Annotated in this window: 15 protein-coding genes; 1 reads left to right on the top strand and 14 read right to left on the bottom strand. The window is 31.1% G+C overall.

Annotated features, from left to right (window positions below):
* Positions 1 to 210 precede the first annotated feature (210 nt).
* The 4 genes from ACZYT4_RS03770 to ACZYT4_RS03755 are packed head-to-tail and all read right to left on the bottom strand — an operon-like array spanning position 211 to position 4,016.
* Positions 211 to 1,935 carry a hypothetical protein gene (locus ACZYT4_RS03770; RefSeq protein ID WP_463782458.1) on the bottom strand — a complete coding sequence of 575 codons (1,725 nt, stop codon included), beginning with the start codon at positions 1,933 to 1,935 and terminating at the stop codon, positions 211 to 213.
* Positions 1,936 to 1,959: 24 nt separating this feature from the next.
* On the bottom strand, positions 1,960 to 2,814 hold the full coding sequence (locus tag ACZYT4_RS03765) for a damage-control phosphatase ARMT1 family protein (RefSeq protein WP_463782456.1): 855 nt from the start codon (positions 2,812 to 2,814) through the stop codon (positions 1,960 to 1,962).
* 60 nt (positions 2,815 to 2,874) lie between these two features.
* Entirely contained in the window at positions 2,875 to 3,645 is a 771-nt protein-coding gene (locus tag ACZYT4_RS03760) for a MurR/RpiR family transcriptional regulator (RefSeq protein ID WP_463782451.1), read from the bottom strand.
* A gap of 2 nt (positions 3,646 to 3,647) precedes the next feature.
* Positions 3,648 to 4,016, bottom strand: coding sequence for a hypothetical protein (locus tag ACZYT4_RS03755; RefSeq protein WP_463782449.1), 369 nt, complete (start codon positions 4,014 to 4,016; stop codon positions 3,648 to 3,650).
* A 224-nt stretch (positions 4,017 to 4,240) separates the two neighbouring features.
* On the opposite strand from ACZYT4_RS03755, the gene gdhA reads away from it, so the two are divergent.
* Positions 4,241 to 5,449, top strand: a complete 1,209-nt coding sequence (gene gdhA, locus ACZYT4_RS03750; protein ID WP_463782447.1) for an NADP-specific glutamate dehydrogenase — start codon at positions 4,241 to 4,243, stop codon at positions 5,447 to 5,449.
* Between the two features lie 67 nt (positions 5,450 to 5,516).
* On the opposite strand, the gene ACZYT4_RS03745 is transcribed toward gdhA, so the two are convergent.
* From ACZYT4_RS03745 to ACZYT4_RS03700, 10 genes are all read right to left on the bottom strand, one after another.
* Positions 5,517 to 5,741 carry a PF20097 family protein gene (locus tag ACZYT4_RS03745; RefSeq protein ID WP_463782445.1) on the bottom strand — a complete coding sequence of 75 codons (225 nt, stop codon included), beginning with the start codon at positions 5,739 to 5,741 and terminating at the stop codon, positions 5,517 to 5,519.
* Positions 5,742 to 5,786: 45 nt separating this feature from the next.
* Positions 5,787 to 6,068: a hypothetical protein gene (locus ACZYT4_RS03740; protein ID WP_463782443.1), complete on the bottom strand. Its 282-nt coding sequence runs from the start codon at positions 6,066 to 6,068 to the stop codon at positions 5,787 to 5,789.
* A gap of 47 nt (positions 6,069 to 6,115) precedes the next feature.
* Positions 6,116 to 7,870 (bottom strand): phosphoenolpyruvate carboxykinase, encoded by a 1,755-nt coding sequence (locus ACZYT4_RS03735; protein ID WP_463782441.1) that lies wholly within the window; start codon positions 7,868 to 7,870, stop codon positions 6,116 to 6,118.
* Between the two features lie 95 nt (positions 7,871 to 7,965).
* Positions 7,966 to 8,460, bottom strand: coding sequence for a hypothetical protein (locus ACZYT4_RS03730; RefSeq protein WP_463782439.1), 495 nt, complete (start codon positions 8,458 to 8,460; stop codon positions 7,966 to 7,968).
* Positions 8,461 to 8,489: 29 nt separating this feature from the next.
* On the bottom strand, positions 8,490 to 8,990 hold the full coding sequence (lepB, locus tag ACZYT4_RS03725) for a signal peptidase I (RefSeq protein WP_463782436.1): 501 nt from the start codon (positions 8,988 to 8,990) through the stop codon (positions 8,490 to 8,492).
* 30 nt (positions 8,991 to 9,020) lie between these two features.
* Complete coding sequence (locus ACZYT4_RS03720) at positions 9,021 to 9,746, bottom strand: SigB/SigF/SigG family RNA polymerase sigma factor (protein WP_463782432.1); 726 nt, start codon at positions 9,744 to 9,746, stop codon at positions 9,021 to 9,023.
* Positions 9,733 to 10,164: an anti-sigma F factor gene (spoIIAB, locus tag ACZYT4_RS03715; RefSeq protein WP_463782429.1), complete on the bottom strand. Its 432-nt coding sequence runs from the start codon at positions 10,162 to 10,164 to the stop codon at positions 9,733 to 9,735. The genes ACZYT4_RS03720 and spoIIAB overlap by 14 nt, the downstream gene beginning before the upstream one ends.
* Positions 10,161 to 10,502, bottom strand: a complete 342-nt coding sequence (locus tag ACZYT4_RS03710; protein WP_463782425.1) for an anti-sigma factor antagonist — start codon at positions 10,500 to 10,502, stop codon at positions 10,161 to 10,163. Before ACZYT4_RS03710 ends, spoIIAB begins: the two co-directional genes overlap by 4 nt.
* 128 nt (positions 10,503 to 10,630) lie before the next feature.
* Positions 10,631 to 11,776, bottom strand: coding sequence for a D-alanyl-D-alanine carboxypeptidase family protein (locus ACZYT4_RS03705; RefSeq protein ID WP_463782422.1), 1,146 nt, complete (start codon positions 11,774 to 11,776; stop codon positions 10,631 to 10,633).
* A 134-nt stretch (positions 11,777 to 11,910) separates the two neighbouring features.
* Positions 11,911 to 12,840 carry a DUF1848 domain-containing protein gene (locus ACZYT4_RS03700; protein ID WP_463782419.1) on the bottom strand — a complete coding sequence of 310 codons (930 nt, stop codon included), beginning with the start codon at positions 12,838 to 12,840 and terminating at the stop codon, positions 11,911 to 11,913.
* Positions 12,841 to 12,843 lie beyond the last annotated feature (3 nt).

The raw sequence follows: 12,843 nt of genomic DNA, 5'->3' as shown, positions 1-12,843 counted from the left end.
CGTCACTATCTATAAGTCATTAGATACACCCATTGATAAAATATATGCAAAATGGGCTGTATCTTTACACAGATATAACCCTTAAGTGTTCCAATGATGATGGCGATGAAATTGTACGTTTAAAATTGTCTTTTTCATAAATATCACCTCATTTTTTACCATTTTAACATACTTTGTATAATAAAAAAAGAATTTTTTAAAAATTCTTTTTTACCATGCATTTTCCACAACCTGATGCCCTTCAATACGATAAAGATATTCCGTTGTTTGACGTGTTTCATAGGGTTCATTATCTGTCCTTCCTGTTGCAGGCATAAAACGTACACTATAAAATCTGGTTCCAACATAATCCTGATTTTGTTTTCTCATTAAAATAACATCTTCTACAGTCTGTGATTCTGCCACTGAAGAATCAATACGCTTTGTGATGTAAATTCCATACTGATTATCATTTTGAGAAGAGATAGTCATACTCAAAATCTGTACATCTAAAATAACACCTTCACTATTATCAATACGTGTTATTTCCTGATCAATGGCTTTAATAACCTGGTAAATATCATCCTGATTATCATGAACTTTCACCAAATTTTCATTTGACTTAACACTTGATAAATCATCAAGTTCAAGCATATCATTATAAGCTTGATAACGTTGCTGATCTTTCTCTTCTTCATCATATTGAAGAGATTCCGACAAAAGTTCTTCCTGCGAAGATTCGGTTGTTTCCTGTTGTTGAGATTCCGTTTCTACTTCCTCATCATCTTGTTCATCTTCGAAAAGATTCTGATTTAGATTTAAGGTTCTCTGATATGACATATCTAACTGATAGACTTCACACTCGTTATAATCCAAACTGATTAAATAATCATGAAATTCAGTTTGAATATACAAAACATGATTCCCAACCAAAGAGACTTCACATGCTTCCTGATTCATGAACACTTTATGTTGATCAATCACAACATTCATCCATAGACTACCATATGCATGATGCTCTTGATTATTCAACAATGTATTGATATCCTGTGTTATCTTATCAATAGCATAAAAATCATAAGTCTGGTCATGAGCAACATAAAATACATTCTCAAACACACCCACTCTTTGCACGTTATCTGTTTCAATTTGAGCAATTTGCTGACCAAATAGGTAACGAACATTTTGATAAAGAGAGACACAATCATCTTCAATGCGATAAGCCAGTTCATGCCCCTGATATGTCAAATGATCCAATCTACCTAATGGTAAAATCATCAAAATTGCCACAATAATACAAGCTATCATATAAATAATGAAAGCATGTTTTTTAATCATATAAACAAGTCCAATACTTATCATCACAATGAATAAAATACCAAATTCTATCCATAAACCATTCCCATCAATCAGATATGTAGAGGCTAATAGACAATAAAGAATTCCCGCAATCAGTTTAAAAATAATAGTACAAGCAATAATCACCAAAATCATAAGCAAACTCAAAGTGATTCTTCGTTTTGGAGTTAAAGAAATATCAACAACCTGTGAACATAATGTTCGAAAATAATTGAGAGCATCTTCATCACATTCCAAAAACAAGACATAATCTTCAAAAACAGCAATGATAACATGTTGATTATATTGAACTCTTATTAATGATTTCAAATCAAAAATACGATTTTGATAAAAAAAACGATGATTTTCATCTGTAATGACAAGATCACTACTGATAGTTTGTGTCAATCCCTGTTCTTTTCGTCTTTGTCTCATAACAATCATTTCCAGACAAAGAACAAGAATTGCCAAAACGATGCTAATAGAAGGCATTTTAAAAACCAAGCATGTTATAGCTAAACAGCACCCTAAACACATTATCAATATCATAATGAGAGATATGATATTTTTCCTTCGAAAAGATACATTATCCAACATTTTTTGAATATGTAGTTCCATTTTGATTCCCCCTCCAAGTTTAGATTATAACAAGCTTTGAGACATGCAAACGAGTGATTTTTCTGGTATTCCTATATAATGACTAATTACAGCACATTTGACCATCAATAAGAAATAAATATTTTTCTTTTCTTCACTTAAGCACTCAAAATTAGCTTGTCCTTTCGCTATCACCACATCAGCTTTCTGATAAACATCTAAAAACTCTTGGCTGACGCGTGAAAGAACTGTTCCTAAAGAATAATCTCCATTTGATATAATCGTTGCATACTCATCAATACCAACCTTATAGGCATCCTCTTCAATGGAATCATTAACAACCGGTTCGCCTCTTGTCGCAAAATATAAAGATATATTGGGATTGAGTGCTTTAATTCTTTTGAGTAACAATTTATCTAAGCAGATTTCTCCACAATTATCTCCGATATATAGTAAAGATGTAGCCTGCGAGATATCTGTTTTTAAGTTTTCAATATGATTGATTGTTAAAGACAAATCATCGATATTTTGAAAATAAGTCATGACATCATGTTCTACATTTTGATGCATAGGACTAAAATCAATAATATTTCCTACAATGGCATATTTCACGGCATAATCAAAAGTTTGAATACGTTGATCTAATTGATCAAGTTGTTTTAAAAACATTTCATTATAATCATTTCTGATTTGACGGTATGGATCTTGATCATGGATATACTCTTTCACTAAAGCAAAGATCTCACCAATAATTTCAGGATTCGTTTTTGTAAAGTCTACATCACTCATATATCTAAAAACTTGATGAAATAATTCATCTTGATTGAGACTCCCTGTCATCTCTGCCATCTTCACAACCTGATTCATCAGACATGGTAAACATCGTTTATTCATTTTCATTGTTTTCACCTCTACAACGGATTATATCATAGCTTCATCAACTATAGAGATATTTCCATTTTAAGGAAATGATTTTCTTGTTTTTAAGTAACATGAAAGAATCAAATCATTAAAACAATGTATCAAATAAGATAGATTTCCATGAATATGAGGTATCAAAATAACCCGATCAACATAATCCAATGATTGAACTTTTAGATTTCCTGTAACAACCCAAATCTTTGCCTGACTTTTTTTCAATGATTCTACAATACCATAATAACGTGAATAACCATTATCAAAAACATATTCACCTGACATAGAATAAATAACAATCACACCATGACTGTGACGTATATACTCTAATTGGTCTTGAACATGAAAAAAAGTGAGACATATTTGATGGTGCAAAGCTAAATTATATTGAAGTTCTCTCACATTATTTTCACTATTTAATAATCCAAATAAAGCAATATCCTCTACAGATAAAAGCATATCTACAAAAGCAACACATTGTGTGTAATCAAAATGCTCATAGAAATAATCAATATCTTCATGAAGATGCTGTTGAAAATCTGAACAATCCATACCTCTTTGAACTAATGAATGGCGTTTTGGATTACCATGATATAATAATGATTCTTTAAAATCAGAAAACGAAGAAAATCCTATATGACGAACAAAACGACTGATCTGTGAGCAAGATACATGAAGTAAATCTGCGAAAACAGAAATAGTCATATCTGCTATTTCTGTATCGTGTTTTAATATATAAGTTGCAATCATATAATCAACTGGAGAAATTTGAGGATCAGCAATATAATCCAACAACATCATCACAACAAGATTCATAATTATTGATTCATCTCCTGATAAGCCTTTAAAAAAGCATCACTGTTAAAAACATATATATGGCTTGTTTTTTGATGTTCCACAATAATATGATGTTTTGATTTCTTTTGAATAGATTGAATATTTTGATAAGGAATAAGTGTTGGTAACATAGCTGCGACTTTCCATTCATAAATCATCATTTCATTATCAAATAAAATAATCTTATACCTTGCACACATTAACAACAATGCAATCAATGAAAGCAAAAAACATCCTATACTTTGAGGTAATGCTTTTTGAATAAAAGCATAAATACCCAATAATATGAATATAATAAATAAACAAAGACAAAATAAAAACGTTCTATATTCTTTAAATTTTTTTATCATTTTTACCACCTCTTGTAGTTTATCATATTTTATAAAGAATGAAAACTTTAATCAAAACATTATAAAAATTTATTATTTTCAAAAAGAAATACTGCCTTTAATTCTATTTAAACGAAAAAGTATCACATTTTTTATCTAAATTTCAAAAAATGTAATAATTTTTTATTAAAATGCTTGTTTTTTATTTATCATTGTATATAATAAATTCAAGGAGGATTCAAACTATGAAATATATTGAAAAAGTATTAGAAGATGTGAAAACAAAAAATGCTGATCAGCCTGAGTTCATTCAAGCTGTAGAAGAAGTTTTAGAAAGCTTGGAACCAGTAATTGCTGCTCATCCAGAATATGAAGATATGGCTATTTTGGAAAGACTTGTTGAACCAGAAAGAACAATTATGTTTAAAGTTCCTTGGCAAGATGATCAAGGTAAGGTTCATGTCAATAGAGGATATCGTGTTCAATTCTCAAGTGCAATTGGACCATATAAAGGTGGTTTAAGATTACATCCATCTGTCAATTTAGGAATTATTAAATTCCTTGGATTTGAACAAATCTTTAAAAATTCACTAACAACTTTACCAATCGGTGGTGGTAAAGGTGGTTCTGACTTTGATCCACAAGGAAAATCTGACGCTGAAGTTATGCGTTTCTGCCAATCATTTATGACTGAATTATATCGTCATATTGGACCAGACGTTGACGTTCCTGCTGGGGATATTGGAACAGGTGCCAGAGAAATTGGATATATGTATGGACAATATAAAAGAATCAGAGGTGCCTATGAAAATGGTGTCTTAACTGGTAAACCATTACCATATGGTGGTTCTTTAATTAGACCAGAAGCAACTGGTTATGGAGCTGTTTATTATGGTAAAGAAGTTTTAAAACATTTTAATGATTCTTATGAAGGAAAAACAATTGCATGTTCAGGTTATGGAAATGTTGCCTGGGGTGTATGTTTAAAAGCCAGAGAATATGGAGCTAAAGTTGTTTCTATTTCTGGTAGAGATGGATATGTCTATGATCCAGAAGGTATTACAACAGATGAAAAAATTGATTTCTTATTAAAAATCAGAGAATCTAATGATGTCAAATTAAAAGACTATGCTGAAAAATTTGGTTGTGAATTCCACCCAGGTGAAAAACCATGGGGATTAAAAGTAGATATGGCTTTCCCATGTGCAACACAAAATGAAATTGGATTAGAAGAAGCCAAACAATTAGTCGCTAATGGTGTCAAATATATTATTGAAGGTGCCAATATGCCTACAACTCCAGAAGCTATTGCTTATTTCTTAGAAAATGGTGGAACTTTAGGACCAGTCAAAGCTGCTGAAAAATATGGTTTAGGTTATGATTTAATCAAAGGAGCTAATATTGCTGGATTTGAAAAAGTTGTAGCTGCCATGATTTCTCAGGGAATCTATTAATAAAAAATAATGGTTGTTGGATTATAAAATCTAACAACCTTTTTTCATTAAGTATTTATCAGCCTTTTCATAAATCATTCTCATTAATCACTTCAATACAACAGTCAGGACATCTATACACTTTAATACTAGAGCCATGAATCCAACTCATCTTAGCCAACATCTTTTGATAAGGTTTTGCTCTATTGACAATCCAGCTTTGTTTCTTTCCTTTTGGTGTCCAACATATATCTTGTTTACCAATTCCAATATAGCCTTCCTGCATATCCTGTTGACAATATGGACATTTCATATTTTCAAATCCTTTCTATCATAAACCAATAAAATTCATTGCACTCTATTTTTTTCGATAACTCAATAACAAAGGCATCACATTGATAATAAATGAAACAATAACAAAAATCCATAAAATCATGGCCATTGTTGGAACAACATCCTCTATAGCACTCCAATCACCAGCTAAACTCCATGACGCTATCATTTGATATTGAGTGCATAGTGTTAATGCTGTAAAAAATAAAGCTAATATCATAAAAATATGAAAATCTTTTTTAAAATAATAACAATATATATTTATCATTGTAAAAACCACAACGAATAATCCTAAAATAATCCACATAGTCTTTCTCCTATTGATTGAAAAGAATAAGGAAACTCTCCGTTTCCTTATTCTTCAACTGGCAATTCTTTTAATTCATCTTCACCTGTTACATATTTTAAAATTGCAATAGCGGCATCTTTTGGTCCTTGATGCTCATTACCTTTAATACCTAAACGTGTACGCAACTGTCCTACTTTAATACCTTGTTTAAACATTCTTTTAAAGTAATCCTGTAAAATAGGTTCAGTTTGTTCTCTTCTTTGTACTGGTCCAAAAGGATTTGCAAAATAACTTCCAACAAGACCATATTCTGTTGTTGTGCCTTTGGCCATACGATTTCCTGCTCTAAAGACTTCAAGTGCTTCCTCAGGTGTATCAAAGAAGCTTAATGCTTCACCATCTTCGTCATAGTTATTAGCATATAAGAACATATCTACATCATGTTTTGTGACAACATCTTTATAATCAGTAATTGGAATGACAATACGAGCATTCACTTTATCTGGGTTCATGAATACAGATCTATCCAACTCTTTAAAGCTATACCCTGCATCCAAGTCATCTAGTCTGACAAAGGCACCAATTTCTGTTCCAGATGTTTTAACTTTACCTTTTTCTCCTAATGATAAGACACCCATATCATCATAGATTGTTTTTAAATCTGTAATGTATGCGGCACCAATAACCTTGATCTGTTCAATAGTTTCACTCTTACCAGCTCCACTATCTCCCATAACAACAATATTTTTTGTTTCACCATTGTGAAGTGTCATTTTGACCATTGCGCCATGAACTGGCAATTCACGATGATTAATCTTTTGTACATTATGCAATGTTAAACACATTTTTTTCATATATCCAAAATAATCAAAGTCATCACTAGCTGACAATAATGCTACAATCATATCATTAGATTCATCCTGATAGAAAGCCTGATTCATTTCACCATCTTCATATCCATAAACATAAATTAAATCTGGTTTACGATTACGATACTCAGATTCATCAGCTAAATCAAACAAGTTACATAAAGTCACACCTTGAGCCATGAACTTGACATTAAAGTAAACAAAGCATAACAAATCTCCAACTTTTGCAGGATAACATAACCATGATTCAGAATCGAATTTCTTATCTTCAATTGGATTTGTTTTAATTTCTGGAAATACACCATCACGTTTATTACGTTTTGAATACGCAATAAATGGTGGATGAATAACAACTGATTCAATAAAAGGAATTTCATCAAGATTGCGGTACTCATATGGCAAAAATGGACGCATATGTGTTACAGCCAATCCCGCATTAACCCCAGCTGTAATTTGACGTAAAACTTTATCTTTTTTACCAACAGCTGATTGAATAGAGCGATAAACTTCTAAAACAAGTTCTTCAAATTCACTTTGTGCATCAGCAAACTGTACATTCTGATATCCAGCTCTTTTTGTTTCATTGAAAACAATTGCATATCTTTGAAGACGTCTCCAGAATAAATAAATATCTTCTACCAAAGCAATAAACATATCTCTATCTTTAAAATAAGCTTTGCATTGAGAACGCATTGCACAAACTTCTTCAACAGACATAACTAATAATAATTTAAAGATATCTCTTAAATCTTTTAATAAATCAACATCATCTTCTTGGATGCCATGTAAATATTCATAAACTGTTGTATCAGTTCTTTTAATATGTTTAATATACTTTTCTAAAACTTTTGCGAAAGACTCACTTTCAATTAATTGACAACGACTTTGACAAAATTCTTCAGAAAAATTCAAGATTGCATTACCACGTGTAATATTAAATTTATATGCCATATTTTCATCCTTTCTTTCGAGAGATTCACTCCATCTTTCAAATATGACTCAATTCTATCAAAAAAATGCCTTCTTGACTACAAAAATCATAAAATTTATGAAATGATAGCGTTTTTATTTTCAATTTTTATATTTTTTTCGTTTTTTAACAATATTTTTTCTATAAAATAGACAGAAAGATATATATTTTTATGAGAAATATAAATATGTTCATTGTTTTTTTCAACATTTATACAATCATCATTGTATTTAATCTCATCTCTACCAAAATCAATATAATATGTTGTATCACTTAACTGATAGACCATAGTATGTTTTTGATAGTCCACATAAACTTGAGCATCTTCATCCTCAATCACAACCCAATTATATAAATCATTTAGAGACAAATAGACTTTTTCCCCTACTTCAAATCCTTTCAAATCAAAAGTATAAATCTTCTGATCTTTTTGATAACTTCCTATATAGGTATCAATTGTCCCATCATACTCATAATAATGACACCGATTCAAAAACAAATAACTCACAATTCCTATCAACAAACAACCTATCATTACAACCAAAACTACACGTTTATATCTGAGTTTCATGATAATCCTCCCAAAATAAAAAGGTCTTATCAAAAGACCTTAAAAAAGACACGACCAACAACCTGATCATCAAAATCAATATATCCAATTTCTCTAGAATCTACACTATGATTACGATTATCACCCATCACAAAAATCTTGCCTTCAGGAATATCATACGAAAAATCTTCATTCCCTTGCATTGTTTCATTAATATAATCCTCATTCAGCAATTCTCCATTGCGATAAAGTTGATTATCTTTCATTTCCAGATGATCACCTGGCAAACCAACCACTCTCTTAATAATCTGATCTTCCCCTTCTGCCACATGATACTTTACCACAACAATATCATTATATGAGGGTTCTCCTCTTTTATAAAAGAATTTATCAACCAGAATAATATTTCCATTATGATAAGTAGGTTCCATAGATGACCCAACAACTCTAGATATTTGAACAAAATACAAAACACCAAGCGTTAAAGCAACTGTAATAATAATGACTTTTATATATTCTAATAAAGATTTCTTAAAATCGTTTTTTTCCATTTTTTATCGCCTCTGGTGTATTATAGCATACTATTTTCCATCTTTTAAGCGCGATCTTAATTTTGTGACAATTTTCTTTTCCAAACGAGAAACCTGAACCTGTGAAATCCCTAAACGCTTCGCAATCGTTTCCTGATTATAATCTAGCTGATAGCGCATATAAATAATCATCTTTTCCTTATCATCCAGTTTCTCCATTTCCATTTCTAAAGCAATTTTTTCAAACCACATCGTATCACTCTTATCAATTAAACGATCTTCAACACTAATTGTTGAACCATCTTTTTCATAAATAGGTTCATTTAATGATGTTGGATAATAAGATGAATCAATAGCCTCTACAACATCCTGTGGTTCAACACCTAAATATGCAGCGACTTCTTCAATAGTTGGTTCCTTATTATTTTGATTTTGTAAGATTTCTTTCGCTTTTGTGACCTTGATATTTAATTCTTTTAAAGAACGTGAAACCTTAATTGTCCCATCATCACGAAAATAACGTTTAATTTCTCCCATAATAATAGGAACAGCGTAAGTAGAAAATTGAACATGATAAGATGTATCAAAATGATTAATAGCCTTCATCAACCCAATACACCCAATTTGAAATAGGTCTTCCTTATCATAATAACTATTCTTAAATCTATGGACAATTGACCATACCAAACCTAAATTATCTTTCACAACCTCTTCTTTAGCCTGTTCATCCCCTAAACGTACTTTTTCTAAGAGGTCCAATGTTTTAGACTGTGTCATGATTTTTTAAACTTTTTGTGATAATCAGTTTTGTTCCTATATTGATAACACTCTCAATTTCTAAACGATCTGCCAGTGTTTCGATGATTGTTAAACCCATGCCTGCATGTTCCAGATCTTTTGCAGTTGTGTAAAAAGGTGCTTTGACCTCCTCTAAATTTTCTATGCCCTTACCATAATCCTGAACTGTCAACTGAACAGCGCGCCCATCTATTTTCATCTTAATAACCACAAAACATTCAGGATTTTGGTTATAACCATGAATAATAGCATTGCTGACAGCTTCTGAAACAATTGTTTTGAATTCTATAACTTCATCAATTGTTGGATTTAAAGGTGTTAAAAAGGCCGCTACTGTTGTTCTTGCAAAATTTTCATTGTCTAATATTGCACTAAAGCTCACTTCCATCTGATTCATAGCGTTCCCTCCTTTAAACTTTCTATGGATTCATAATAAGGCATAATTTGAAATAACCCCGTTAATTCAAAAAGACGATATGCCACTTGATTTAAACCCGTTAAAATAAGCGTACGATGTTCAAATTTCAATTGATTATAACGCCCTAATACCAGTCCTATACCAGAACTATCTATAAAAGATGTATTTTGAAAATCAAAAACAAGATCTTTCTGTGTTTCATCTATCAAATCACTCAATTGTCCACGATAAACAGGTGCCATAACACTATCAATTTCACCATAAAAATGGACAATAATCAGGTGATGACTTTTTTCAATTTCTATATGATTTTCCATTTCTATTCCTCCTTCCTAAGTATCATATACCAATTCAAAATGAAAAAAAATCGTTTCGCCAAAAGTAGAATTGATTCAACAAAACTAGAACATTTATGCAAAATAAAAATCCATCACAAGATAGATTTTTAAACCAGAATTTTCAATTGATTCACAACTTTTTCAACAAATGACAAAGCCTCAACATCTTGATTGACAATGATTTCAAAAGATGCAATATTTTCATCTTGACGCATTAAAAGCAAATGACCAATTGTTTCACCTTTTTTTAATGGTGGAACCAAATTTGTATAGTTCATCTGATACGTCACTTCAGTAGAATCACTTTTATCTTGAACATATTGAATATCTTCCTTAGCAATGGCTTCTATTTGTCGAACTTTCGCATTATCAATACTTACTTTTTCTATTACATCACCTTTTTGAAACAAAGTGACATTTTCATATAAAGAAAATCCATAATCCAACAATTGAGAAACTTCCTGATTTCTTATTTTAGGATCACTTTCCTTTAAGACAATACCAATTAATCTGAGTCCATTTCTTTTGGCTGTTGTGACAATACAATAACCGGCTTCTTTGGTATAGCCTGTCTTGAGTCCATCTGCTCCCTCATATGATTTTAAAAGCTTGTTGGTATTAACCAGCCAGAATTTATGTGCTGTATCTTCACGGATATAACTATCATAGAGTGATGTTGTCTGAAACAAACGATCTCCTCCTATTTCAATTAAGTAAGCTGCCATGATGCCTAAATCAATTGCACAAGTATAATGATTATCATCATGTAATCCTGTTGGATTTGCAAAATGTGTATTAACGAGATTAAGCTCTTTGGCTTTTTCATTCATCATTTTTACAAAATTATCATTCGTTCCAGCAATACGTTCCCCAATCATAACACAGGCATCATTTGCTGAAGCAATGCTGATGGCTTTAAACAAATCTGTCACATTCATCTTTTCACCCTCTTCAAGATAAATCTGACTCCCTCCCATACTGGCAGCATAAGCACTACAACTCAATTCTTCATCCCATTTCAGCGTTCCTTTATTAATCGCTTCAAACATCAAAATCATCGTCATAATCTTTGTGGTAGAAGCTGGAAAAAGTTTTTCTTTTTCATTATTGGCATAAAGAACCTGCCTAGATGAAGCTTCCATCAATAATGATGATGCTGCATTGGGTGTCAATTTCAAATCTTCTGCATGCACAGGGACAATCTGCATACATAATATGAATACACATAAACAAATCAAGTATTTTTTTATCATGAAAACACCTCAATTTATTATATGAAAAAAAGAGAAAATCAGTCCTTTTTTAAAAAGATTGCTTATCCCTATTTAATAAAAATACATTCACTTTTTGATGAAAGATGCAAGATTAACACCTTGCATCTTTCTATTTATAAGTCCAATGATAATTGTCTTTGCTTGTAACTTTTTTGTTTTGCCTGTTTGATTATATCATCTTTATGAACATGTCCAATTAATAAAGGAGAGCGTGGATCATGTCGTTTATAGTTTTCTATCACCTTTTGTTTATTTTCATTCGCATAACAATATAAACAACCATGTGGGCACGTATTATATTCTCCAATATCACGACTTGGATAACAATGACAATGTTGTCTTAAGGGTTGATTGGAAACAGAAATAAAATCATAACCTGTTATATTTTTTAGAATTGCTTCGTTTAAACAGCTTTGTGAAGATACACCTAAATATGAAAAATCATAAGGTTCTGCACACATTTGGATTTGAAATTGATATTTTCTGGCAATCTTTACAAAAGCTTCAACAAGGGCCTGTTGTTTCAAATAAGAAACTTCCTGAATTCCAGGAAAGTTTCTTTTTGTTTTTTGATAAAGATCAATAAAACTAATAATACAAAGATGTGTATATCCTTGAAGTTTTGAAAGTATATCTTCAAAGTAAAACAAATGTTTTTCCAATGTATATTCCTGATTGATAAAAATCGGATCATAACGAATACCTACTGCTTGTGGACCAAGTTGTAATGACAGTTTTTGAATATCAGAAATAACGTTTTGATAGTGTGGAACATGTGGTTCAATCTGTTTTCCATAGGGTGTAATGGTAACATAGAAAAAAGAAGGATAAGGTTTGAGTTCATCTAAACGTGATACTATAGGATGTGGATTTTTTGTACAGAAGACAAAACAATCTACAACATCTTCATTGATCAAATATTTAGTAATCTGTGTAGGATAATAAGGATTTCTGACATAGACATACCCTTCTTTTAAACGATGAAAAAACCAGTCACTGTAAAAAGCAACAATATCGCTGCGACCACTAATATTAAAAATCATAAT

This window comes from Massilimicrobiota sp. mt181, assembly GCF_055420065.1.
This window is presented reverse-complemented; position numbering and strand designations above follow the sequence as displayed.